This window comes from Microbacterium sp. zg-B96, assembly GCF_030246865.1.
Classification (GTDB): Bacteria; Actinomycetota; Actinomycetes; order Actinomycetales; family Microbacteriaceae; genus Microbacterium.
The window spans coordinates 1,122,059-1,144,775 of record NZ_CP126738.1 but is presented as its reverse complement, the minus strand read 5'-3'; the positions used below and the strand labels follow the sequence as shown (position 1 = coordinate 1,144,775).

At 68.8% G+C, this 22,717-nt stretch carries 22 protein-coding genes and 1 tRNA gene; 8 read left to right on the top strand and 15 right to left on the bottom strand.

The genetic code is table 11. The annotated features are described in order from the left end of the window. Positions 1 to 17 precede the first annotated feature (17 nt). Together QNO11_RS05150 and QNO11_RS05145 are read right to left on the bottom strand one after the other, a co-directional pair. Positions 18 to 926, bottom strand: coding sequence for a transporter substrate-binding domain-containing protein (locus QNO11_RS05150; RefSeq protein WP_257510270.1), 909 nt, complete (start codon positions 924 to 926; stop codon positions 18 to 20). A 199-nt stretch (positions 927 to 1,125) separates the two neighbouring features. Continuing rightward, the gene (locus QNO11_RS05145) at positions 1,126 to 3,042 is read right to left on the bottom strand and encodes a hypothetical protein (RefSeq protein WP_285169779.1); all 1,917 of its coding nucleotides are present in this window, start codon (positions 3,040 to 3,042) and stop codon (positions 1,126 to 1,128) included. Between the two features lie 242 nt (positions 3,043 to 3,284). Between QNO11_RS05145 and QNO11_RS05140 the strand changes: the two genes are divergently transcribed. Next, positions 3,285 to 5,135, top strand: coding sequence for an alpha/beta hydrolase (locus QNO11_RS05140; protein ID WP_285169778.1), 1,851 nt, complete (start codon positions 3,285 to 3,287; stop codon positions 5,133 to 5,135). Positions 5,136 to 5,269: 134 nt separating this feature from the next. After that, on the top strand, positions 5,270 to 6,331 hold the full coding sequence (locus tag QNO11_RS05135; RefSeq protein WP_257510244.1) for a COG1470 family protein: 1,062 nt from the start codon (positions 5,270 to 5,272) through the stop codon (positions 6,329 to 6,331). A 41-nt stretch (positions 6,332 to 6,372) separates the two neighbouring features. On the opposite strand, the gene QNO11_RS05130 is transcribed toward QNO11_RS05135, so the two are convergent. From QNO11_RS05130 to QNO11_RS05115, 4 genes are all read right to left on the bottom strand, one after another. Beyond that, a complete protein-coding gene (locus tag QNO11_RS05130) occupies positions 6,373 to 6,534 on the bottom strand; it encodes a 2-oxo acid dehydrogenase subunit E2 (protein WP_257510243.1) in 162 nt (53 codons plus the stop codon). Between the two features lie 137 nt (positions 6,535 to 6,671). Further along, positions 6,672 to 7,079 (bottom strand): site-specific integrase, encoded by a 408-nt coding sequence (locus tag QNO11_RS05125; RefSeq protein WP_257510242.1) that lies wholly within the window; start codon positions 7,077 to 7,079, stop codon positions 6,672 to 6,674. A 77-nt stretch (positions 7,080 to 7,156) separates the two neighbouring features. Next, on the bottom strand, positions 7,157 to 7,396 hold the full coding sequence (locus QNO11_RS05120; protein WP_257510241.1) for a helix-turn-helix transcriptional regulator: 240 nt from the start codon (positions 7,394 to 7,396) through the stop codon (positions 7,157 to 7,159). Between the two features lie 182 nt (positions 7,397 to 7,578). Beyond that, positions 7,579 to 7,652, bottom strand: a tRNA-Pro gene (locus QNO11_RS05115). Positions 7,653 to 7,803: 151 nt separating this feature from the next. On the opposite strand from QNO11_RS05115, the gene QNO11_RS05110 reads away from it, so the two are divergent. From QNO11_RS05110 to QNO11_RS05100, 3 genes are read left to right on the top strand one after another with little or no spacing between them, the layout of a single operon-like run. Next, positions 7,804 to 8,385 carry a GNAT family N-acetyltransferase gene (locus tag QNO11_RS05110; RefSeq protein ID WP_257510240.1) on the top strand — a complete coding sequence of 194 codons (582 nt, stop codon included), beginning with the start codon at positions 7,804 to 7,806 and terminating at the stop codon, positions 8,383 to 8,385. Positions 8,386 to 8,409: 24 nt separating this feature from the next. After that, positions 8,410 to 9,141 (top strand): lysoplasmalogenase, encoded by a 732-nt coding sequence (locus tag QNO11_RS05105; protein ID WP_257510239.1) that lies wholly within the window; start codon positions 8,410 to 8,412, stop codon positions 9,139 to 9,141. Then, positions 9,138 to 9,521 carry an RNA-binding S4 domain-containing protein gene (locus tag QNO11_RS05100; RefSeq protein WP_257510238.1) on the top strand — a complete coding sequence of 128 codons (384 nt, stop codon included), beginning with the start codon at positions 9,138 to 9,140 and terminating at the stop codon, positions 9,519 to 9,521. Before QNO11_RS05105 ends, QNO11_RS05100 begins: the two co-directional genes overlap by 4 nt. Positions 9,522 to 9,528: 7 nt before the next feature. Here the strand turns inward: QNO11_RS05100 and QNO11_RS05095 are convergent, their stop codons facing one another. Further along, the gene (locus QNO11_RS05095) at positions 9,529 to 10,875 is read right to left on the bottom strand and encodes an HNH endonuclease signature motif containing protein (protein ID WP_257510237.1); all 1,347 of its coding nucleotides are present in this window, start codon (positions 10,873 to 10,875) and stop codon (positions 9,529 to 9,531) included. Between the two features lie 105 nt (positions 10,876 to 10,980). Continuing rightward, complete coding sequence (locus QNO11_RS05090; RefSeq protein ID WP_257510236.1) at positions 10,981 to 11,640, bottom strand: TetR family transcriptional regulator; 660 nt, start codon at positions 11,638 to 11,640, stop codon at positions 10,981 to 10,983. A gap of 155 nt (positions 11,641 to 11,795) precedes the next feature. Between QNO11_RS05090 and QNO11_RS05085 the strand changes: the two genes are divergently transcribed. Then, a complete protein-coding gene (locus QNO11_RS05085; protein ID WP_257510235.1) occupies positions 11,796 to 13,289 on the top strand; it encodes an MDR family MFS transporter in 1,494 nt (497 codons plus the stop codon). 59 nt (positions 13,290 to 13,348) lie between these two features. On the opposite strand, the gene QNO11_RS05080 is transcribed toward QNO11_RS05085, so the two are convergent. After that, entirely contained in the window at positions 13,349 to 14,257 is a 909-nt protein-coding gene (locus QNO11_RS05080) for an NUDIX domain-containing protein (protein ID WP_257510234.1), read from the bottom strand. 235 nt (positions 14,258 to 14,492) lie between these two features. On the opposite strand from QNO11_RS05080, the gene QNO11_RS05075 reads away from it, so the two are divergent. After that, a complete protein-coding gene (locus tag QNO11_RS05075; RefSeq protein WP_257510233.1) occupies positions 14,493 to 16,337 on the top strand; it encodes a ribonucleoside triphosphate reductase in 1,845 nt (614 codons plus the stop codon). Then, positions 16,327 to 17,055: an anaerobic ribonucleoside-triphosphate reductase activating protein gene (locus tag QNO11_RS05070; protein WP_257510232.1), complete on the top strand. Its 729-nt coding sequence runs from the start codon at positions 16,327 to 16,329 to the stop codon at positions 17,053 to 17,055. The genes QNO11_RS05075 and QNO11_RS05070 overlap by 11 nt, the downstream gene beginning before the upstream one ends. Positions 17,056 to 17,171: 116 nt before the next feature. On the opposite strand, the gene der is transcribed toward QNO11_RS05070, so the two are convergent. From der to QNO11_RS05040, 6 genes are read right to left on the bottom strand one after another with little or no spacing between them, the layout of a single operon-like run. Then, positions 17,172 to 18,695 carry a ribosome biogenesis GTPase Der gene (gene der, locus QNO11_RS05065; protein ID WP_257510231.1) on the bottom strand — a complete coding sequence of 508 codons (1,524 nt, stop codon included), beginning with the start codon at positions 18,693 to 18,695 and terminating at the stop codon, positions 17,172 to 17,174. Next, entirely contained in the window at positions 18,685 to 19,368 is a 684-nt protein-coding gene (gene cmk / locus QNO11_RS05060; RefSeq protein ID WP_257510230.1) for a (d)CMP kinase, read from the bottom strand. Before cmk ends, der begins: the two co-directional genes overlap by 11 nt. Continuing rightward, entirely contained in the window at positions 19,361 to 20,473 is a 1,113-nt protein-coding gene (locus QNO11_RS05055; RefSeq protein ID WP_257510229.1) for a prephenate dehydrogenase, read from the bottom strand. Before QNO11_RS05055 ends, cmk begins: the two co-directional genes overlap by 8 nt. Beyond that, a complete protein-coding gene (locus tag QNO11_RS05050; protein ID WP_257510228.1) occupies positions 20,470 to 21,282 on the bottom strand; it encodes a pseudouridine synthase in 813 nt (270 codons plus the stop codon). Before QNO11_RS05050 ends, QNO11_RS05055 begins: the two co-directional genes overlap by 4 nt. Then, positions 21,279 to 21,917: an SMC-Scp complex subunit ScpB gene (gene scpB, locus QNO11_RS05045; protein ID WP_257510227.1), complete on the bottom strand. Its 639-nt coding sequence runs from the start codon at positions 21,915 to 21,917 to the stop codon at positions 21,279 to 21,281. The genes QNO11_RS05050 and scpB overlap by 4 nt, the downstream gene beginning before the upstream one ends. Then, on the bottom strand, positions 21,907 to 22,701 hold the full coding sequence (locus QNO11_RS05040; protein ID WP_257510248.1) for a segregation and condensation protein A: 795 nt from the start codon (positions 22,699 to 22,701) through the stop codon (positions 21,907 to 21,909). Before QNO11_RS05040 ends, scpB begins: the two co-directional genes overlap by 11 nt. Between the last annotated feature and the right edge of the window lie 16 nt (positions 22,702 to 22,717).

Below are 22,717 nucleotides of genomic sequence, written 5' to 3'. Positions count from 1 at the left end.
CCTCGTCTTCGAGTGCGTCAGGAGGCCGGGTTCAGTAGCGGCTCGTCCACCGCGGCATCCTTGATGCCCCACTCCGCCATGATGCGCTCATATTCGCCGTTCTCGAAGATCGCCTCGAACGCGGCCAGCATGGGATCGGCGAGGCCGCTGTCCTTCGGCATGAACATCGCGAGGAGATCGACGCCCGCGCCTTGGTCGTCTGACTGGATGAGGTACCCGTAGGCTCCCGGCTCAGTCGCGGACAGATCGATCGCTGCAGACTGGGTCGTGCCCGCGAAGTCCGCTCGATCCGAATTTACCGCGAGGAAGGTCTGGTTGCTGTCCTCCAGTCCGATGAACTCGGCGGCAGGAAGCCCTTCGCCGGCGCACCACTCGTTGTAGCGGGCGAGCTGACTCTCGGTGACCGAGCCGGTGACACCCGCAACGCGGGCACCGCACACGGCTTCGGGGGTTCCGAGATCCGTCTCGCGCTCCGCCAAGAAGATGTAGGACGTGCGGGTGGTCATCCACACCACGCCGTCGAACTCCGCGAGGCGCTCAGGCGTGACCCGGACGGGACCGTTGAACGCATCGAATCGCCCGGACAGCATGCCGGTGAGCATCGCATCGAGACCGGAGGACGTGACGATCTCGAATGGGACGCCCAGCTGCTCCGAGAGCGCGGCTTGGATATCGGGGTCGATGCCGGTGATCTCGCCGCCCTCCTCGATCGCGCGGTAGGGCGGGTGCGTGTCGCCCGCGGCGACGATCACGCCGGCTTCCTGGATCGCCTCCGGAAGTGAGTCGTACAGCGGTGCATCGGTGTTCACGCCGCTCGGTGCGGCGTCATCGGACGGATCGGGGACAACGGCCCCGTCGGAGGCGCATCCTGCCGTGGCGAACATCGCCAGCAGGGGAAGGAGGACAGCAGCTCGTCGCATCTTCATTTCGGAGACTCCACATCGTTGTGTAAATCATGAGCGGCATCGGGCGATAACCACACTAACATCATAAAAGTTGATATTCCAGAACCTCAACCCTATTGGGAAGAATCTCGGCGGCAACGCATGGGTTGCGCAACCCATCCTCGACGAGACGGTCACGGGGGACGAAGTCGACGACTCCGTCCCCCACATGATCCGATGCTCAGTCGACGGGGAAGAGGGATACCGTGACTGCGGCGGTGTAGGCGCCCTCGGGGGTGCCGACGGGGACGTCGAGGAACAGTCCCGCACCGAGCACGCTGGCCCCGCGTCGACCTTCATCGGTAGCGGTGGCAAGGGTCGAGGGAACCGCGAGGCCGTTCCCGCCGTCCATGGCCGTCTCCGATCGGTCTCCGGCAGTCACACCGGGGCGCGAGTCGATCACCCGCGGATCCCACCCGAAGTGATCGGCTCCGACCACATTCGCACCCGAGACGAACGCGGTGGACTGACCGGAAGTGGCCCAGCCGCCACCCGCTGCCTGCGCGGCATTGCGGGAGTCGGTGACCGTGATCGTGGGCAGCTCGCCGGAGAAGCGCCACCGGTCCGGGGCCGTACCGGTGCGCACCAGCTCCACACCCGTACCGAACTCCGCCACTGTCAGCGTCAACGCACCCGACTCGTCCGTCACCTCAGCCGTCACCGGGATCCCCTCACGCCCATCCAGCCCAGGCAGGAGCATGTCCGAGGTGAACAGCCGGGGGAACGGCGGGATGTCCGACACCGTGTAGTACGCGGGCGTACCCAGCACGATCGTTGTCTCGGCCTGCAGCGCGGCCGCACGCGCGTTCAGCGCCTCAGGGGTAGCACGGTCACCCCACTCGCCCGTCTCGATCCGCTCCATGAGCGCATCCAGTGCGGCGACGAACTCGGCGGCGGTAAAGCTGCAGTGCCCCGAGCGATCGACGACGACCTGGCGCAGCATCTCCGAACTCCCGGCTGCTGCGACCGTCTCCTCGTAGGCGCGCAGTTCGCTGAGCGCGGCGCGCGGATCGGTGTCGGTGAAGACGCTCAGCACCGGCATCTCAAGCGTGCCGTCGTAGACACCACTCGTGCGTGCCCACTCCACCGCGCCGACGTCGGCGCTGATCCGCTCGGCCCCGGCGAGCGTCGCCAGGTCGGCGGAGAGGTCGAGGCCGGCTTCGGAATACAGGGCCTCGGCCATCGCCGTCTGCCCCGAGGTCTCGAACTGGTGCGTGTAGTCGACGCCGGCATTCCACGACATGTTCCCACCCGCAGTCTGCTCGAGCACCGAACGGCGCAGCAGAAGGAGCTTCAGCGTCGAGGCCGTCGTCTGCAGGCGCGTGGCGTAGTCGTCGTCTGCAGGCTCCGGCGCGCCGCCGGGCCGCCCGGAGACGCCGCCGATGGCACCTGCCAGCGCGACACGCGCACGACCCTCCGGGGTCGCCATCGCCTGATCCACGAGCGAGCCGAGAGCGGCATCTGCGGCCGACTGGTCCGTTATGCGCACGAGTTCTATCGCGCCGCCGCCGCCGACGAGGACATCGAGGACGAACGATGCGTCGAGCCGGTGATTCCACATCCCGACCAGGCCGCTGCCACCACCGCACATCGGGATGCCTCCGTCGAATTCCTCCCCGAAGGTGTTCAGCGCATCACGTGAGACCAACCCTCCAAGCGAGCGTCCGGTGACAATGGTCGTTGCAGGTTCGATGCCCACCGCGTCGACGAAGATCCCCTTCAGTTCGATGAGGTCGCGCGAGCCTCCGCCCACATCCCAGTCCGTGACGTCGCGGGATCGGGAAGCCACGGCATAGCCCTGCTCAGCGAGCCATCGGCCCTCGGCGTTCGTGGCCGACCGCAGGTCCGCGTCCATGACGAGTGTTCCCGTCCAGTTCGCAGGCACGGTGATCGCATAGGCAGTGCCGTTCGCGAGTTGACCTGAGAGCGAGATCGGCTCCTCGATGAGGTCCTCTGCGTGCGCAGCGACTGCCCCGCAGAGGCCGAGCACGAGTCCCGCGATCGCGCTCAGCGCCACGCCGACGTGCCGGTACGGGCGGGCGTGCCTCCGAGGCGCCGCGCTCCGGCCCGGCGACACCGAATCAGTTGTCCATTGCATGGGTTTTCCTTCCAGACGTCATTGTCGTGGTTCGGCGGATGCCTCCCACCGCAACCGTTTCGGGAGTGGTTGACTCCCGCACGATTGGGGCGGTATCGTCGCCAGAGTATCAACGTAGTTGACGTTATGCCACGGTCTTCCGCGTCGGACCCGATCGGTCCGTGCGCTGCCGGCCTGGATTCCGCGGCCGACGTCGCGGGCACCTCCGAACGCAATGAAGCACGAGGAAGGAACCATCACTGATGCGAAATCTTCAGACAGGGAAGAAGGTGCTCGCCGGTCTGGCCGGCGGCGCCTTACTGGCGGCAGGACTCCAGTTCGCCGCCCCGGCGGCGTTCGGCGATGACGCCGTCGAACGCACCATCAGCGGAACGCTGGCGGACAGCACTCCGTTCCGTTTCACCGTCCCGGCTGGCTGGAATGGAACGGTGTTCGTCGACCTCGACGGCTCGGGCAACCCATCGGCGGTCGCACGGGCGCTCATCGACGGCGGGGCCGCCTATGGCGGGACTTCGCGCAATGTCACCGGATGGAACATCGCGCAGGCACTCGACAACCAAGTCGAGGCGCTGGAGCGACTGGGCGCCGAGATCGGGGAGCCGACCCGCGCAATCGCGATGGGCGCCTCGCAGGGCGGATTCGTCGCGGCCGGGGTGGCTCAACGACACCCGGATGCCATCGACGGTGTCGTCGCGATGTGCGGCGGCCTGTCCGGCACGGTGTCGCAGTGGAACCAGAAGCTCGACACGGTATTCGTGCTCAAGCAGCTACTCGACCGCGAGGGCGAGCTGCCGGTCATCGGCGTCCAGGATGTCACCGCGTCGACGAACGGGTGGCGCAGTCTGCTCGCCGCGGCGCAGCAGACCCCCGAAGGCAAGGCGCGCATCGCACTGGCATCGGCGATCGGCCAGCTGCCGGCGTTCGCGCAGGGTGCGGCGCTCCCGGACCCCGCAGACCTCGACGCATACCAGGCTGGATGGTACGGGGCCCTCTCGGGTGGCGGCCTCCCCTACATCGGCCAGGCGATGAGCAGCCGTCGGAACATCGAGATCTTCACCGGTGGCAACCCGTCGTGGAACGTCGGAATCGACTACGCGCGGCAGCTCGAGAAGGCATCGCCCGAGGCACAGGCCGCCGTAGCAGCGCTGTATGCCGAGGCCGGCCTGTCGCTCGAGGCCGAGCTCGCCTTGGTCAACGCAACCGAGCGGATCGCAGCCGATCCGGCAGCCGTCGCGCGGTTCGCCGAGGGTTTGCAGTTCAACGGTGACATTTCGGTCCCCGTAGTGACGCTCGACAATCTCGGAGACCAGATCTCGACGATCGCACAGCAGGCAGAGTACGCGCGCCTCGTGGGCGAGGCCGGCAACGGCGACCTTCTGCGCCAGGCCTTCGTGCCCAGCGCGGGTCACTGCGGCTTCACGGACGCCGAGCGCGTCGCCGCGGCGCAGCTGCTGCTCCACCGACTAGACACCGGCTCGTGGGGTGACCGCGACACCGTCGAAGCGCTCAATGCACACGCTGAGAGCCTCGATCTCGGTGTGGCTCGCTTCGTCGAATACACTCCCGATCGGTTCAACCGGTCACCGCTGGATCAGGACCTCGAGGGGATCCCGGTGACGGCTGAGGTGACGGACGAGTCGGGTGCGTTGACGCTGACAGTGGCGGAGTTCGGTACGGGTGTGGAGCTGGTGCGCACCGGTACGGCCCCGGACCGGTGGCGCTTCTCCGGCGAGCTGCCCACGATCACGGTCACCGACTCCCGCAATGCCGCGCAGGCAGCGGGTGGCGGCTGGGCCACTTCCGGTCAGTCCACCGCGTTCGTCTCGGGTGCGAATGTGGTCGGAGCCGATCACTTCGGGTGGGATCCGCGGGTGATCGACTCGCGCCCCGGTGTGACTGCCGGAGACCGATCGGAGACGGCCATGGACGGCGGGAACGGCCTCGCGGTTCCCTCGACCCTTGCCACCGCTACCGATGAAGGTCGACGCGGGGCCAGCGTGCTCGGTGCGGGACTGTTCCTCGACGTCCCCGTCGGCACCCCCGAGGGCGCCTACACCGCCGCAGTCACGGTATCCCTCTTCCCCGTCGACTAAAAGACCGGTCCCGGGTGGAGCCGCTGACACTGCGCCACCCGGGACCACCAACCCACCACACCATGACTCATCGCTCTCGGCCCTTCATAGCCGCCCTCGCCTTCGTATTTGCGTTCGCAGCAGTACCTGGCCCGATGGCCATCGCTGCTGTGGAGGCGGATCCCTCGTCGCCTGGGATCACTTGGTCACTCCAGCCGTCCAGCCAGGAGGGTCCGGACGGGCGTGTCTCGCTTCGACAGGTTGTCGCGGGCGGCGAGACCGCCTCCGACCACGTCGCGCTCACGAACTACAGCGCGGTCCCGGCCGTCTTCGCGGTCTATGCCAGCGACGGGACCGTCACAGCCGATGGAACGTTCGACCTGATTCCCGGCGACGAAGCCGCGACAGGCGGCGGCTCATGGATCACGATCCCCGCCATCGATGGCGCCACGCCACGAGCCGATGGCGGGATAGCCATCGAGGTGCCCGCCGAGACAACGGTAGTGCTGCCGGTCGACGTGCGCGTACCTGCCGATGCCACTCCCGGCGACCACCCCGCCGGAATAGTCGCTGAGCTGATCGTCGGTGACTCCTTCGACGTGGAGCTGTCCTCGCGCGTGGGAGTCCGTGTCCATCTGCGGGTCGCCGGCGACATCGTCGCCCAGCTCACGCCGGTCGTGACCGACACGACCTACTCTCCCTCATGGAACCCGTTTGCTCCGTCGACGGTGACCGTCCAGTATGAGATCACCAACAGCGGCAACCTCCGCCTCGGTGCGGCGACCGAAGTCTCGATGAACGGGCCCCTCGGGCTGGCCTCCGCAACCGTCGACGGGGGTCAGCGCGAGATACTTCCTGGGCAGGCCGCCGTCGAGACAGTCGAACTCGTGATCTGGCCCCTCGCATTGACGTCGGGCACACTGACCGCCGATCCGTCGCTCGTCGGCACCGACACCGCCGACACGACGCTCTCACCGGCCAGTACAGCGTTCACGGTCGTGACCGTTCCCTGGTCTCAACTCGCCCTCGTCGTGCTCGTGCTGTGTGCCGCGTTCCTTGTTCGCGCACTCCGGCGTCGATCCGCTGTTCGCATCCAAGCGAGGATCGATGCCGCCGTGGCCTCGGCGACAGCACAAGACGGGAACGTCGACCGTGCGGAGGGAGACCCAGTCGGTTCCGTCGGGCATCGCACTGTGAATCCGAAGCATCCGATGTGATCCCGCGACGGGTTCGCCCCCCGAAGCGGCGCCCCCGTGCCTCAGATCAGCGCACGAAGCGGGTGCTCGATGCGCTCGACGATCGCCGCGGGCAGCTGAGCCGCGAGAGCACCGTCCATGACGGGGTGGTCGGCCGGGAGTGTGACCGTCATGAGCGTTCCCGCGACGATCGCGCCGACGCCTGGGCAGTCTGCGACGGTCACATTCACGAGGCGTCGCGCGGCATCGCGGTGCCTGTGTACGGCGCCCATCACGCGAATCACGCCCGGAGTCCGATGGTGCTAACGCCTCTATCAGCCGGGTCGGCCATGGCCAACACGCTCAGGGGCACATCCGACTTTCAGAAGTTCGCATGTTCGAAAGTTCCATCGATAAGCACCACGCGGGCGTGCTTGGCTCGACTGTAGCTCTGCCTGTTGAGTTGCTTGAGGAGCTGATCGCAACGGGCCAAACCGATCTCGCGCAATGTCAGGTTCCCCAGCGCAGGCATCACGAGCGTGCGCATGTTGCGTTCGTACAGCAGGCGCGTGCGCGTAGCGAGGCGTCCTTCTAGATCGAGGTCGTCGAGCCAGTAGTCGACAAGGGCGGAGAACGGGCTGTCGGGTGTGAGCGACGACGACGCCGGCTGGAAGAGGTCTCGCGTCGAGAGCTTCACCTTCAGTGCGCGCTCCGCGAGAACCTTCGTCTCTGCCGTCACCTGCACGAGCCTGGTCCTGCCGTCCCAATCCCTGAAGCGCGCCCTGGCCATGACGCGACCGTGCGCGGCGGGGAGGAACCCCGATGTCGCCGAACGTGCCGATCGCGAGGCGCTGCCGGCTCATCGTGTCACCGCGGATCGGTCGACGCTCGAGATTCGGACTCCTTGTGCGCGTCCACCCAAGCCCGCACATCCGAGGCGGCGAACGTCAGATGCTTGCCGTAGTGGTGCGCGGGAGGCGCCTGCCCCTTCATGCGCCACTCGTAAATGGTCGACACCGGAACCCGGAGATACGCCGCGAGCTCGTTGATATTGAGGAGTCTCTCCAAACCCCAGAGCTCGAGCGTCAGGCTGTCCACGGCGTCCATACCGAAGAGGTGCGCACCCAGACGCCCCACTACTCGGAGGCAATCGGAGCGAAGTCCAGCCAGTCGAGGCACCCCGCCGCGACACGGCGTGAGACGGGTCAAAGTGATGGCATTGCGATGACGTGATCACGTTTCACCCACGAAAAAGTCCCGGGAACCCTTAGGTTCCCGGGACTTACCGGTCGGGATGACAGGATTTGAACCTGCGACCCCTTGACCCCCAGTCAAGTGCGCTACCAAGCTGCGCCACATCCCGGTCTTCTGCCGTCCGCGAGCGGACAACTCCCCTATCCTAGCCGGTCGCCGCGGCCCGCGCGAACCGGTCCGTGCCGGGCGCGGCGCACCGCGGCATCCGCCTGCGCACACCCTGACTTGCCGGTGTCGCACGCCGCCGCTACGGTCGCGACATGGGCGAGATCACCATTGAGACGGCGTCCCCCGAGCGTTTCGACGACATCCAGCACGCGTTCTCGGATGGTGGGGACGGCGCTGGATGCCAGTGCATGTGGTGGCTGCTGCGCAGCAAGGACTGGGATGCCACCACGGTCGACACGCGCACCGAGATGTTCCGCGCCGAAATCGCCGCCGGTCCCCCGCCGGGCCTGCTCGCCTACGTCGACGGCGCGCCCGCCGCATGGGTGCGGGTGGGACCGCGCGCGCGCCAACCGCGCCTGGCTCATACGCGCAATTACACCGCCTCCCCCGATCCATTCGATGACCCCGGGGTCTGGGCGGTCAGCTGTTTCGTGGTGCGCCGGGAGTTCCGCGGCCAGGGGCTCAGCGCTGCGCTGCTGGATGCCGCGGTGACGTTCGCCCGCGACGGAGGCGCCCGCGTCGTGGAGGCGTACCCCATCGACGTCTCGGTGCAGAAGACGTCGACGAACGACCTGTACCACGGCTCCCTGTCGACCTTCGAGGACGCCGGCTTCCACGAAGTCGCCCGCCCCAAACCGCACATCGCGATCGTGCAGCGCCCGCTCGGCGACTGACCACGCTCCCGGCGGGACCGTACGATGAGAGCCACCCGCCTGTCCGCCCGAAGGAGCGCCGTGCACCTCGCCCCCGGCACAACCGTGACCAATCCGGCACGCACCCAGTCGTGGTGGTGGGGATTCGCCGCCTACGCCGTCATCGCTCTGGCGCATGTCGCGTTTCTCGCGGTGGATTCGCCGCTGACGTACCCCAGCAAGCTCGCCCTCATGCCGGTGCTCGCCCTCGCCGCGATGTGGGCACTGCGCGGCACGGGCTGGGGCGCCGTGGCCACGCTGTTGATCGCGGCCCTCGCGTTCTCGTGGCTCGGCGACGGCGCCGCGGCGTTCTTCCCGTTCTTCGAGGACGAACTGCCCATGATGCTGCTGTGCTTCGGCCTGGCGCACGCCTGCTACGTCTGGCTCTTCTGGCGGTATGTCGGCGAGCGGCGCCTGCCCTGGTGGTCGGCCGTATACGCCGTCTGGTGGGTCGTGCTTGTGGTCGTGTTGTGGCCCCTGCTCGGCGGCCTGGCCATCGCAGTGGCGATCTACGGCTTGCTGCTGGGCGCCACCGCCGTCGCCGCGACACGCTGCAATCCGGCGGTGCTGGTGGGCGCCGTGTTCTTCCTGGCATCCGACACCATGCTCGCGTTCGACCGGTTCACTCCGAACCCTCCCGACTTGCTCGGCGTCGCGGTCATGGTCACATACACGATCGGACAGGGCCTCATCGCGCTCGGCGTCGTGCGCTACCTGCGGGCGAAGGCCAGTCGATGACGGATGCCGTGAGCTCCGCGCGCGTGGATGCCTGGCTGTGGGCGGTACGCGTGTACAAGACCCGCTCGGCCGCGACCACCGCATGCCGCGCCGGACACGTGCGCGTGAACGGCGAGCGGGCGAAAGCCGCGCAGCCGGTGCGACCGGGCGACGAGCTTCGGGTACGCGTCGCCGGGTTCGACCGCATCCTCGTGGTGCGCCAGACCATCACCAAACGGGTCGGCGCGGCACTCGCGGCCGCAGCGGTCGAAGACCGTACGCCTCCGCCGCCGCCGCGGGAGGAGACCGCGTTCGTGCCGATGCGCGACCGCGGCACCGGCCGGCCCACCAAGCGGGAACGGCGCGAGACCGACCGGCTGCGCGGGCGCGAGACGCTGTAGTCCCCGTTCAGAACGGTGCGGGCTCCTCGATGGCGGCCAAGGCCATGAACTCCAGCACCCGTCGGGGGATGTCGGTGTAGACCCGGCCGGTGGGGCTGGTCCATTCCAGGATGCCGTCGGCTTTCTGCACCACGCTCCACGCGGTGCCGTGCTTGACCGGGTGATGTCGACCCGGGCACAGGTTCGCGAGATTGGCGAGGCAGGTAGGCCCACCCAGGGCAGCGTCATGGGTGTGGTCGAGGTCGCACTGGCGGGCCGGTCTTCGACACCCCAGGAACCGGCAGTGCTCATCGCGGGCATCGAGGTGTCTGCGCATCTCCCGGGTCGGCCGGTAGGTGAGCACCTGCTGCACCGCGCCCGTGGTGGGTGAGGTGAACAGTCGTTCCCACACCTCGGCGGTCGCGGCGAGGCGCCTGGCGGTATCGGGGGCGATCGGCCCGTACCCGACCAGCTCGGCCGGCTCATCGCCGATGCCGACGAGCGTGTGGGCGGGGATGACGATCTGCACTTGCGCGACGATCGGTGTCCCTTCCGGGATGCTCCCGGTTGCCTCGGGTGCGCTGGCGTGTCCGGTGAGGACCAGGTCGGTGAGCACGTCCGCGCGGATTTGATCCATCGTCCGGGTGTCGGTCGCGATCACATCCGCGGCGATCGCTTCGGCTTCGGCCTCGGCAGCGGCTTTGGCCGCGGCGCGGTGGGCGTCCGCGATCTGGCGGGCGTGCTGGTTCAGCCGGTCCCGCATCGCGTATACCAACTCCGCCGGCAGCAGCGCGGCCAACTCCGCCATCCCGTCGTCGAGGTCCCGCACCCACACCCGCCGGCCGGCCGCGGCCTCCTTGTGCCGCTCTTCCAACGGCACCGGGTTGAGTCGCTGCGCCAGCATCAGCACGAGTGGCTTCGCCCGTCCCGGAGTGTCGTTCTCGCACGCCACCAGCGCGGCTTGTTCGAACCGGGCACGCGCGTCGGGGTCGGCGATGCGGGCGCCGGCATCCTGGATGAGCCGCACATGCTGCCGGTCGATCCGGTCCTCTCGCAGCGCCGTGAATGTGGCGGGGAACTCGTCCACCAGCACGGTCGCGTCGTGCATCCTGTCGCGCATGCCGTGATCCGAGCGACGCAGCACCGCGCCGACTTCCGCCGCCATCGACCGCAACGGCATCTCCCGCTCCCGACCGTCACTGGTGGGGATGCGGGCGGTCTGCGCCTCGGCGACCGCCTCCGCCTGCGACAGGAACCACAACTCGTCGGCATCCGCCTCCGCGCGACGCCGCCGCGCCCCTTCCAGCCCGGAGATCACCTGCTCATGCGACAGCACGGCCGTCCGTGCGGCGGTGGTGGTCGGGGAGGTGTTCATACCCCCAATCCTGCCGACCCCCTCCGACATTGAAGGGCCCCGAAACAACGCCTGACCTGGGCTTGTGGATAACTCCACAGATCCGCATCTGGGGAGGAAGCGTGACTAGACCGGATCCCCCAACTGCTCCACGTAGCGCGCCAGACCGCGCCGCAACTCCAGGTAGATGTCGCGAACCGACGCCTCCTGACCGAGCTCGGCACGCCGGGCCCATTCATCGAAGGCCAGCCGCACAGTGCCGGCAACCGTGGTGACCAGAGCCCGCGCCGTCAGCACGTCGGCGTCGGCACCGGCGGCATCCACCGCGGCATCCGTCAGCGCATCGGCGCTCTCGGCATCGTTGCGCAGCGCCACTGCCAGCAGCGCAGGTTCGTGTTGCACCAGCTGACGCAGCCGCAGCATCCGTGCCCGCGCGTCGGGGTCGACGTCGAACTCGCCGAACACCTGCATCCAGCCCGCCTCGAGCGCTCGCGCCACCGGCGCGCCGGCCCGGATGGCATCGACCGTGCAGCGGTGAATCGGCGACGGCTCGACATCGGTGATGAAGGCCGCGTCCTCTTTCGTCGGGAAATACCGGAAGAACGTCCGCGGCGACACCCCAGCGGCCTTGGCGATCTCATCGACCGTCGTCGCGTGCACGCCCTTGCGCTCGAAGAGGTCCAGAGCGGCATCCGACACCTCGCGCAGCGTCTCCCGACGGCGCCGCTCACGAAGACCGAGCGGCTCTTCGCCGGCATCCGTGGGGGTAGGGGCAGCGGTCTGCATGCGATGATCATACAGTTTGCGCCAAGATGGCACTCTCTGCCATGATTGACGTCGCTCTTCGGCGCGCCCTGACGAACGCGCCGGTCTCCGCGTGCCAACGCATCGGCAAGCTTCCGCTCGCCGGACGCTGCGCGCGCCCCTATCGGAAAGACCGCATGACCCTCGAGAAGACCCCGACCGACACGGGCACTCAGCCCACCCTTGCTCCATCCCCTGTTCCCCGGCCCGGCGTCGTGATTGCCCTCCTGGTGGTGTCGGCCTTCGTCGTCATCCTCAATGAGACGATCATGAGCGTCGCCCTGCCGAGCCTGATGGACGACCTCGGCATCACCGCCAGCACCGCGCAGTGGCTCACCACCGGCTTCCTGCTGACAATGGCCGTGGTGATCCCACTCACCGGCTACCTGCTGGCCCGCTTCCCGCTGCGCGGTGTGTACCTCACCGCGATGAGCCTGTTCATCGTCGGCACGCTCATCGCCGCACTTGCACCGGGCTTCGGCGTGCTGATGCTCGGCCGCGTCGTGCAGGCATCCGGCACGGCCATCATGATGCCGCTGCTGTTCACCACGGTGCTGTCCATCGTGGCCCCCTCCCACCGCGGCCGCATGATGGGTGTCATCTCCATCGTCATCGCGGTGGCTCCGGCCGTCGGCCCGACCGTCTCCGGCGTCATCCTGTCAGCGTTCGACTGGCGCTGGCTGTTCTGGCTCGTCCTGCCGATCGCCCTCATCGCCGCCACGCTCGGCGCTCTCTGGGTGCGCAACGTCACCGAGACCACCCACGCGCGCTTCGACGCGATCAGCGTGCTGTTCTCAGCCCTCGGCTTTGGCGGCCTGATCTTCGGTCTCAGCTCGATCGGTGAGGCCGCATCGGACAACGAGGTCGTGCCGTTCTGGGTTCCGCTCGTCATCGGCGCGCTGGGACTGGCGGCCTTCGTCGCCCGCCAGCTGCACCTGCAGAAGAGCGACAACGCCCTGCTGGACCTGCGCGTGTTCCAGTCCAAGTCCTTCAGCCTGGCCATCACGCTCGTCGTGATCGTCATGGCGGCGCTGTTCGGCTCGCTCGTGCTGCTGCCGATGTACCTGTCGACGGTACTCGAGCTCAAGACGATCACCATCGGCCTGATGCTGCTCCCCGGCGGCGTGCTGATGGGCGTCATCGCGCCCATCGTCGGCTCACTGTTCGACAAGTACGGCCCCACGCCGCTGGTCATCCCGGGCATGATCGTCGCCGCGGCCGCCCTGTGGGGCATGACCACCTACGACGCCGGCACCTCCATCGGCTGGATCATCGCGGTGCACATGACCCTCAACCTGGGGCTCGGCTTCGTCTTCACTCCCCTGCTGACCTCGGCACTGGGCTCGCTGCCGCGGCGGCTGTACCCGCACGGCAGCGCGATCATGGGCACCATCCAGCAGGTCGCCGGCGCCGCCGGCACCGCGGTGTTCGTCACCCTGATGTCGGTGCAGGCCGCGGCCGCCATGTCCGAGGGTGCGGGCGTCATCGCCGCTACGGCCTCGGGTGTGCACGTCGCGTTCCTCACCGGGGCGATCGTCGCCTCGGCGGCCGTGGTGCTCGCGTGCTTCGTGCGCAAGCCCGCCACGACCGAGGACGCCCCGCACGGCGAGGCGCTTCCCGTCGGTCACTGATCACGTCCTTGCGAAGGGTCGGCAGCTTCGGCTGCCGGCCCTTCGTCGTTTCCGCCGGGCTACGCGCGCCCCGGCATCCGGTCCAGCAGCCACCCAGGTCCCCGCACTGCGGCTCCGGCATCCGCGACGCGAACCGAGAGCTCTCGGTCGGCGGTAACGACGGTGACGGTGCGGCCGGCGGTCACGAGGCGCGCGGCCTCCGCGACGATCGTGTCGTCGCCGGCGGCCTCGGCACGCACGACGTGGAGACCGGGCTCATCGGGTGCGTCGCGAGCCGCGCCCTCCAGCACCACCGACACCTCGGGATACCACCGCGCGTCGGGCAGATCCAGCCCGGCACCGTCGATGCCGCCGCGCGCCCACTCCGCGAGCCGCGCGAGCAACCGCGATGCCGCCCCCGAGCGGTCTCGCCACCACCCGTCGGGCACCGAGCCGACCACGTTCGCCGCGTCGACCACGATCGCGGGACGCACCTGCAGCAGATCACGCAGCGCCGGCCAGGAATCGGCGAACCCCGGATGCAGCGGGTGGCGGTCGACCTCGTCCACCGGCACCCACGCCAGCTCCCGGCTCTCCGGGTCGCTGATGACGGGCTCGAACGGCTCCACCACGTCGGCCAGCAGCGTGCCGTACGTCCAGACGCCGAGGTCGAGCGTACTCAGCAGCCGCGGCCGCACGGCGGTGGGCGGGACCCCCGCTTCCTCCGCCGACTCCCGCAGCGCCGCATCGGCCGCACTCTCGTGCTCGTGGCGCGCGCCTCCCGGCAGCGCCCATGTGTCGCCGAAGTGACTCCACGACACGCGATGCTGCATCAGGATGCCGCGTTCGGCATCCAGCGCGAGCAGCCCCGCCGCGCCGAACCGCCCCCAGTAGCGCGTGCCGTCGTCGGTGACGACCCAGGCATCGCCGGGGTTGCGCGGGCCGTCGGGCCGACGCGGCTCATCCGGAGCGGGAGGGACGATCGTCACCCTCCCACCCTGGCATACCTGACGAGACGGGCCACTATACACCCGGGGTCCGCGCGGATCCGGCAGCGGCGCGCGCCGCTGTGCGGCCCCACAATCGCGATCGCGCTCACCGCGGCATCCGCTGTGGACACTACATATAGGTTAATGGTGAGGTCTGACCACATATATATAGTGGTGATCCCGAGCACCGCATCCGCGGCATCCCGTCGAGCACCCACCCTCCAGAGGAACCCAGATGAGCACCGATTCCGCCCCGTCCGCACCCCGCTCCGTCGCGGTCGGTACGACCATCAACGAGTACCTCTCCCGCGCCGACTGGCGGGTCAACGCCAACGCGAACCAGGGCTACTCGCTCGGCGGGCTCATCCTCAACACCTCCGGCAAGCTCATCGCCAACTACTGGCTCGACGAGGTCTACGCCCCCGAGGCCGGCACCGCCCACCGCAACGGCGACCTGCACATCCACGACCTCGACATGTTCGCCGGCTACTGCGCCGGATGGTCGCTGCGCACCCTCCTGGAACAGGGCTTCAACGGCGTGCCGGGAAAGATCTCCTCCCGCCCGCCGAAGCACCTCACCAGCGCCCTCGGTCAGATGGTCAACTTCTTCGGCACGCTGCAGAACGAATGGGCGGGCGCGCAGGCGTTCAGCTCGTTCGACACCTACCTCGCCCCGTTCGTCCGCCTCGACCAGCTCACGTACGCCGAAGTACGCCAGGCGATCCAGGAGTTCGTGTTCAATCTCAACGTGCCGTCGCGGTGGGGCACCCAGACGCCGTTCACCAACCTCACCTTCGACTGGACCGTGCCCGACGACCTCGCTGAGCAGCGCCCGCTCATCGGCGGCGAGGTGTGCGACTTCTCCTACGGCGAGCTGACCGTGGAGATGGCCCTGATCAACCAGGCATTCATCGACGTCTTAGCCGAGGGCGACGAGGACGGCCGCGCCTTCACCTTCCCGATCCCCACCTACAACATCACGAAGGACTTCCAGTGGGAGGACCCGGCAGTCGACGCGCTGTTCGCGATGACCGCCAAGTACGGCCTGCCCTACTTCCAGAACTTCATCAACTCCGACCTCGACCCCCACATGATCCGGTCCATGTGCTGCCGCCTGCAGCTGGATCTGACCGAGCTGCTCAAGCGAGGCAACGGCCTGTTCGGCTCGGCGGAGCAGACGGGGTCGCTCGGCGTCGTGACGATCAACTGCGCTCGCCTCGGGTTCGTGCACTCCGGCGACGAAGCTGCCGCCATCGCCCGGCTGGACGAACTGCTCGAGATCTCCCGCGACACCCTCGAGGCCAAACGCATCGTCATCGACACGCACATCAGAGGCGGGCTCTTCCCGTACACCAAGCGCTACCTCGGCTCGCTGGACAACCACTTCTCCACGATCGGCGTCAACGGCCTGAACGAGTTCGTCCGCAACTTCACCCGCGACACCGACGACATCACCACCGAGTCGGGCATCGCGCTGGCGAGCCGGCTGCTGGACCACGTGCGCGCGCGCATGGTGGAGTTCCAGGAGGCGACCGGCCACATGTACAACCTGGAGGCCAGCCCCGCCGAGGGCGCGACGTACCGCTTCGCCAAGGAGGACATCGCCCGCTACGAGGGCATCATCCACGCCGGTACCGACGCCAACCCCTACTACACGAACTCGTCGCAGCTGCCCGTGGGGTACACCGACGACGCCTTCGAGGCGATGGCGCTGCAGGAGGGGCTGCAGGGCAAGTACACCGGCGGCACCGTGCTGCACCTGTACATGGGCGAGGCCGTGGCATCCGCACAGGCGTGCAAGGCGCTCGTGCGCCGTTCGCTGGAACGGTTCCGACTGCCCTACATCACCATCACGCCCACGTTCTCGATCTGCCCCGCCCACGGCTACCTGTCGGGCGACCTGCCCAGCTGCCCGCGATGCGGCGCCGAGTGCGAGGTGTGGACGCGCGTCATGGGGTACTTCCGTCCCGTGTCGTCGTTCAACATCGGCAAGAAGGGCGAAGCGGCCGAGCGGGTGTACTTCGACCAGGAGAAGCAGGATGCCACGCTGCAGCCCGTCGGAGCACCGCGTGAGGAGTGACTCACCCGAGGGCCTGCGCATCGCGGGCCTCACTCGCCTGTCGACCGTGGACTGGCCCGACAAACTGGCCGCGACGGTGTTCCTGCAGGGCTGCCCGTGGGACTGCTTCTACTGCCACAACCCCGCGCTCATCCCGCCGCGTGCGGCGGCGGCGATGAGCTGGGGCGAGGTCGCCGCCTTTCTCGACACCCGCGTCGGGCTGCTGGACGCGGTGGTCTTCTCGGGCGGCGAACCGACGATGCAGGCGGCGCTGCGGCCCGCGATGGTCGAGGTGCGCGAGCGCGGCTTCGCCGTCGGGCTGCACACCGGAGGCGCGTATCCGCGGCAGCTGGCGCGCATCCTGCCGCTGGTGGACTGGGTCGGGCTGGACATCAAGGCGACGGCCGGGAACTACGCGGCTGTCACCGGCAGCACCGGCGCGAGCGAGCGCGCCTGGCGGTCGCTGGAACTCGTGCTCGCTCAGCACGCGCTGCGCATGGGCACCGACCGGCCGCTGGACTACGAGGTGCGCACCACGGTGCACTCCACCGCGATCGACGAATCGGGGCTGGCCGACCTCGGCTGCCGGCTCGCCGACGCGGGGGTGCAGTCGTGGGCGGTGCAGCGGTTCCGGGAGACCGGAACCCGCACGCCGCTCCCCCGCGCGGCGGGGCCGTCGCGCGAGGTCTCCCTCGCCGGCATCCCCACCGCCCGGTTCGCGCGCTTCATGGTGCGCTAACCACCCCGCGCCCTCGACAAACCACTTTCGGGCTGAGAAACCACGCAATGCGCGATGTCTCAGCCCGAAGTTGGTTTCTCACGGATGCCGGCGGCGCCGGAACCGGGGACGCAAGGTCAGCGCTGGCGGCGCTCCCGCACGCGCATGTTGGTCACGATCGGGGTTCCCTCGAAGCCGTAGATCTCCCGCAGTCGTCGCTGGATGAACCGGCGGTAGCCGGGGTCGAGGAAGCCGGTCGTGAACAGCACGAACGTCGGCGGGCGGGTGGACGCCTGCGTGCCGAACAGGATGCGGGGCTGCTTGCCGCCGCGCAGCGGGTGCGGGTGCTCGGCGACCAGCTCGGACAGGAACGCATTGAACTTGCCGGTCGGGATGCGCTGATCCCACGACGCCAGCGACGTCTCCAGAGCGGGGACGAGCTTGTCGAGGTGACGGCCGGTGCGGGCGGAGATGTTCACCCGCGGCGCCCACGCCACGTGGGCGAGGTCCTTCTCGATCTCGCGCTCCAGGTAGCGGCGCCGGTCGATGTTCTCCATGTCGTCATCGGTGAGGCGATCCCACTTGTTGAACGCCAGCACGAGCGCACGGCCGGATTCGATCACGAGGTCGATGATGCGCACGTCCTGCTCGCTCAGCGGCTGGCTGACATCGAGCACGACCACGGCCACTTCGGCCTTCTCCAGCGCCGCCGACGTGCGCAGCGACGCGTAGAAGTCGGCACCCTGCTGCAGGTGCACGCGGCGACGGATGCCGGCGGTGTCGACCAGGCGCCACAACTTGCCGCCCAGCTCCACGACCTCGTCGACGGGGTCGCGGGTGGTCCCGGCGAGCTCGTTGACGACGACGCGCTCTTCGCCCGCGGCCTTGTTCAGCAGCGACGACTTGCCCACGTTCGGTCGGCCAAGGATCGCAACGCGTCGCGGCCCGCCGATCTCCTGCTTGGCCACTGCCGAAACCTCCGGCAGCACCTTCATGATCTCGTCGAGCAGGTCGGCCACGCCGCGGCCGTGGATGGCCGACACCGGGTACGGCATCCCCAGTCCCAGGTTCCACAGCGCCGCCGCTTCCGGCTCGTGCCGCTGGTCGTCGATCTTGTTCGCGACGAGGAAGACGGGCTTGCCGCTCTTGCGCAGCAACCGCACGACGTGCTCGTCGGTGGAGGTCGCGCCGACCATCGCGTCCACGACGAAGATCACGACGTCGCACAGCTCGATCGCGATCTCGGCCTGGAGCGCCACCGAGCGGTCGATGCCGCGGGCGTCGGGCTCCCAGCCACCGGTGTCGACGACGGTGAACTGGCGGTCCATCCACTCCGCCTTGTAGGTGACGCGGTCACGGGTCACCCCGGGGGTGTCCTCCACGACGGCCTCACGGCGGCCGAGGATACGGTTGACCAGCGCGGACTTGCCGACGTTCGGCCGGCCGACGATCGCCACCACCGGCAGGGCCGGCGTGTATACGATGCCGTCCTCACCCAGCTCAACGCCGTGCAGCAGGTCGGCATCCTCGTCGTCGAGCTCGTAGTCCGACAGCGAGGCGCGCAGTGTCGCCGCGCGCTGTTCGGCGAGCTCCTCGTCCATGTCGGCGAGCTTCTCGGCGAGATTGTCAGGTCCGCCTTCGTATTCTTCTTCAGCGCCCATGATGCGCTCCCGTCTCTGCGCGGACGACGTCGAGAACGGCGCCCACAGTCTGTTCGAAATCCAATGCCGTCGAGTCGATGACTGTGACTCCCGGCGCGGCGGTCAAAAAATCCACGACCTGCGCGTCTGCAGCATCGCGGCGATGCAGTGCGGCCGCGACGGCGGCGGCATCCTGCGTCGCCACCTCGGCGCTGCGGCGCGCCGCCCGAACCTCGGGCGCGGCGGTGAGGAGGATCCGCACCGGCGCGTCCGGGGCGACGACGGTCGTGATGTCGCGACCCTCGACGACCACACCGGGGCGGCCGGAGGATGCCACGAGCGCGCGGAACAGCGCGTTGACCGCCTGACGCACCGCCGGCACCCGGGCCACACCGCTGACGGCGGCAGTGACCCGCGGATCGCGGATCGCGTCGGTCACGTCGGTGTCACCCACCCGCACCCAGTAGTCGTCGGGGTCAAGCGAAATCGCGTAGTCGAAGTCTCCGGCGGCGTCGAGCACCGCGATGGCGTCCGAGGTATCGATGCCGTGCTGCAGGGCGTGCCACGCCAAGGCGCGATACGCGGCCCCGGTGTCGAGGTAGCCGAAGTGCAGGCGTCGTGCGGCCTGCTTGGACACGCTCGACTTGCCGCTGCCGGCGGGGCCGTCGATGGCGACGACGATCGGCTCAGTCATTGGTGCTCGCAATCTTCCATCCGCGCTCGGTGAGGCCCTCGACCGTGCGCCGTACTGCGGCGGGGAGGACACTGACCTCGGCGAGACCGAACTGGGCGCCCGGAGAGTGCTCCAGGCGCAGGTCCTCGACGTTGACGTCGAGTTCGCCGAGGTCGCCGAAGAGGCGGCCGAGCTGGCCCGGCCGGTCATCGACCATCACCACGACCGGCTCGAACCGGCGGTTCTGGCCGTGCTTGCCGGGGAGACGTTCCACCCCGTCGTTGCCACGGCGGATCATGTCGGCCACGTCGCGGCGGGCACCCGGTGCCTCCGGGGCACGCAGTGCCGCGGCGACGGCGGTGAGGTCACCGGCAAGCGCGTCGAGCACGTCGACGACGGGTGCGGCGTTGGCGCCGAGGATCTGCACCCACAGCTCTGGAGCCGATGCGGCGATGCGCGTGGTGTCGCGCACCCCTTGACCTGCCAGGCGTAGCGAGCCGTCGGGGGCGTCGACGAACCGGCCGGCGAGCAGGCTCGCGACCAGCTGCGGCACGTGGGACGTCAGCGCGACGGCGCGGTCGTGCTCCTCGGGGCTCATTTCGATCGGGGTGGCGCCGAGGTCCAATGCCAGCGCTTCGACGAGGGCCAAGTCGCTGGGCCGGGTCTCGCCGTCACGGCAGACCACCCACGGCCGACCGGTGAAGATGTCGGCGCGCGCGGCGATCGCGCCACCGCGCTCACGACCGGCGAGCGGGTGCGAGCCGATGTAGCGGGTGAGGTCGACGCCGCGTTCGCGCAGTTGACGCAGGGGTGCGAGCTTGACGCTGGCGACGTCGGTCACGACGGCGCCGGGGAAGGCTGCCAGTTCGCGCTCGATCACATCGGCGGTGACATCCGGAGGTACCGCCACGACCACGAGCACCGGCTGGTCGCCGTCGCGCTCGGCCCGGCCGGCACCGTAGTCGATGGCCAGGCGCAGCTGTGCGGGCGAGGTGTCGTGCAGCACGACGTCGATTCCGAGCGCAACAAGTGCGTGGCCGATGCTGGATCCCAGCAGCCCGGCACCCACGATGCGAACCGGGCCCTGCACGCGCGCGGCGAGCGGCCCTGGTGTCGAATCGGTCACTGCGTCTCCTGGTCGCCCGGCGACGCCCCCTGCGTCGCTTCGCGCGCCAAAGTCAGCAGCGCGCCGCGTTCCACTGTAGTCAACTCACGTGCCCGCCCAGCCGGGAGCGTTCCCAGGTGGAGCGGTCCGAACTGGCGGCGCACCAGCTCGATGACGGGGTGCCCGACCTCCGACATCATGCGACGCACGATGCGGTTGCGGCCGGAGTGCAGCGTGAGTTCGACCAGGCTGGTCTCCCCCGAGGTGTCCAGCAGTCGCGCCTTGTCGGCCGCGATCGGGCCGTCTTCCAGCTCGATGCCCCGGGTCAGCCGTGCGATCGTCTGCGCTGTGACGCGGCCGGTCACCTTGGCGATGTACACCTTGGTCACGCCGAACGAGGGGTGCGCCAGCACGTGCGCCAGGTCGCCGTCGTTGGTGAGCACCAGCAGCCCACTCGTCTCGGCATCCAATCGTCCGACGTTGTACAGCCGCTCCGGCCAGTCCTGGGTGAAGCTGCGCAGATCCTGGCGCCCCTGGTCGTCCTTCATGGAGCTGACGACACCGGTGGGCTTGTTGAGCATGACGTAGCGCTTGGACTGGTCCAGCTGGATCACGGTGCCGTCGACGTCGATGAGGTCGACCTCGGGATCGATGCGCGAGCCCAGTTCCGTGATGACCTGGCCGTTCACCCGCACCCGGCCTTCGACGATCAGGTTCTCCGACACGCGGCGGGAGGCCACCCCCGCGTTCGCGAGCGCCTTCTGCAGCCGCACGCCCTCGGTGTCCAGCGTCCTGTCCTCGTCCGGTCCCTGTTCCTGTCGCGCGTTCATCGCACACCCTCCACGTCGAATCCGTCGGCACCGTCATCGAGCAGTGGCGAGATGTGCGGCAGTTCGTCGAGCGAGTTGATGCCGAGGTTCACCAGCAGCGCGTCGGTCGTGCCGTAGTTGATGGCGCCGGTCTCGGGGTCGGTGAACAGCTCGGTGATGAGCCCTCTCGCCACGAGCGTGCGCACCACGGAGTCGACGTTGACGGCGCGGATGGATGCCACCTGGCTGCGCGTGACCGGCTGCTTGTACGCGATGACGGCGAGGGTCTCCAGCGCCGCCTGCGACAGCCGGGAGGGTGCCTGCGAGTTGACGAACTCCGAGACGAGACCGTCGTGCTCAGCGCGCACGTAGAAGCGCCAGCCGCCTCCGACTTCGCGCAGTTCGAATCCGCGGCGGGGACCGGCTGCCTCGCCGTCGTAGTCGGCTACAAGCGTCTCGATCGCCTGGCGCACCGCGGCGACGGGCGCACCGACGGCGGCCGCGAGGCTCACCAGCGACTGCGGCTCGTCGACGATCAGCAGAATCGCTTCCAGCCGCTGGGCGACCGATCCGGTGTCCTGCGGACGCTGGACCGGCTCGACATCGGTCACGGGGACCGACTCGGTCGGGGACGGTGTCGAACGGTCATCTGTCATAGTCGGCTCCCAAAGAGGCGAGGCTGTCGTCCGACCAGCGTTCGGCGGTCCAGCGAAGGGTGAGTTCGCCGAGCGGCTCAAGCTGCTCGAACGAGAGGGCGGCGTGGCGGTAGAGCTCGAGCACGGCGAGGAACCGGGCCACGACGATGCCGGTCTGGTTCACCCCGGCGATGAGGTCCCGGAAGTTGAGGGAGCCGGCGGCGCGCAGCAGTGTCACGACCACCGCCGCCTGCTCGCGGATGCTCACCAGCGGCGCGTGCAGGTGGTCCAGCCCGATGTGCGGGATCTCCTTCGGCGTCATCGCCAGTACGGCCAGCGCCGCGAAGTCGTCGAGCGAGAGCGTCCACACCAGTTCCGGCACGGCGCGACGGTACTTCTCCTCGAGCCGCACCGAGCGGGTGTGCCGGCGATCCTCGGCCTGCAGCCGCTGCGCGAACCAGCCGGACACTTCCTTGAACGCGCGGTACTGCAGCAGCCGCGCGAACAGCAGATCCCGCGCTTCCAGCAGCGCCACCGATTCGGCATCCACCAGTTCGCCCTGCGGCAGGAGACCTGCGACCTTCATGTCCAGCAGCGTCACCGCCACGACGAGGAACTCGGATGCCTCCTCGAGCTGCTCGGCGGTCTCGGCCGACCGCAGGTAGGCGATGAACTCGTCGGTCACCCGGCTGAGGGCAACCTCGGTGATGTCGAGCTCGTGTTTGGAGATCAGCGTGAGCAGCAGGTCGAACGGGCCGTCGAAGACGTCCAGCGATACGCGGAACCCGGTGGCGGCGGCATCCATATCGGCATCCGCGCTT

Excerpts from the sequence above, each read along its gene's own strand:
- QNO11_RS05150 (WP_257510270.1), bottom strand. The coding sequence starts at position 926 with ATGAAGATGCGACGAGCTGCTGTCCTCCTTCCCCTGCTGGCGATGTTC.
- QNO11_RS05145 (WP_285169779.1), bottom strand. The coding sequence starts at position 3,042 with ATGCAATGGACAACTGATTCGGTGTCGCCGGGCCGGAGCGCGGCGCCT.
- QNO11_RS05140 (WP_285169778.1), top strand. The coding sequence starts at position 3,285 with ATGCGAAATCTTCAGACAGGGAAGAAGGTGCTCGCCGGTCTGGCCGGC.
- QNO11_RS05135 (WP_257510244.1), top strand. The coding sequence starts at position 5,270 with ATGGCCATCGCTGCTGTGGAGGCGGATCCCTCGTCGCCTGGGATCACT.
- QNO11_RS05125 (WP_257510242.1), bottom strand. The coding sequence starts at position 7,079 with ATGGCCAGGGCGCGCTTCAGGGATTGGGACGGCAGGACCAGGCTCGTG.
- QNO11_RS05120 (WP_257510241.1), bottom strand. The coding sequence starts at position 7,396 with ATGGACGCCGTGGACAGCCTGACGCTCGAGCTCTGGGGTTTGGAGAGA.
- QNO11_RS05110 (WP_257510240.1), top strand. The coding sequence starts at position 7,804 with ATGGGCGAGATCACCATTGAGACGGCGTCCCCCGAGCGTTTCGACGAC.
- QNO11_RS05105 (WP_257510239.1), top strand. The coding sequence starts at position 8,410 with ATGAGAGCCACCCGCCTGTCCGCCCGAAGGAGCGCCGTGCACCTCGCC.
- QNO11_RS05100 (WP_257510238.1), top strand. The coding sequence starts at position 9,138 with ATGACGGATGCCGTGAGCTCCGCGCGCGTGGATGCCTGGCTGTGGGCG.
- QNO11_RS05095 (WP_257510237.1), bottom strand. The coding sequence starts at position 10,875 with ATGAACACCTCCCCGACCACCACCGCCGCACGGACGGCCGTGCTGTCG.
- QNO11_RS05090 (WP_257510236.1), bottom strand. The coding sequence starts at position 11,640 with ATGCAGACCGCTGCCCCTACCCCCACGGATGCCGGCGAAGAGCCGCTC.
- QNO11_RS05085 (WP_257510235.1), top strand. The coding sequence starts at position 11,796 with ATGACCCTCGAGAAGACCCCGACCGACACGGGCACTCAGCCCACCCTT.
- QNO11_RS05075 (WP_257510233.1), top strand. The coding sequence starts at position 14,493 with ATGAGCACCGATTCCGCCCCGTCCGCACCCCGCTCCGTCGCGGTCGGT.
- der (WP_257510231.1), bottom strand. The coding sequence starts at position 18,695 with ATGGGCGCTGAAGAAGAATACGAAGGCGGACCTGACAATCTCGCCGAG.
- cmk (WP_257510230.1), bottom strand. The coding sequence starts at position 19,368 with ATGACTGAGCCGATCGTCGTCGCCATCGACGGCCCCGCCGGCAGCGGC.
- QNO11_RS05050 (WP_257510228.1), bottom strand. The coding sequence starts at position 21,282 with ATGAACGCGCGACAGGAACAGGGACCGGACGAGGACAGGACGCTGGAC.
- scpB (WP_257510227.1), bottom strand. The coding sequence starts at position 21,917 with ATGACAGATGACCGTTCGACACCGTCCCCGACCGAGTCGGTCCCCGTG.
- QNO11_RS05040 (WP_257510248.1), bottom strand. The coding sequence starts at position 22,701 with ATGGATGCCGCCGCCACCGGGTTCCGCGTATCGCTGGACGTCTTCGAC.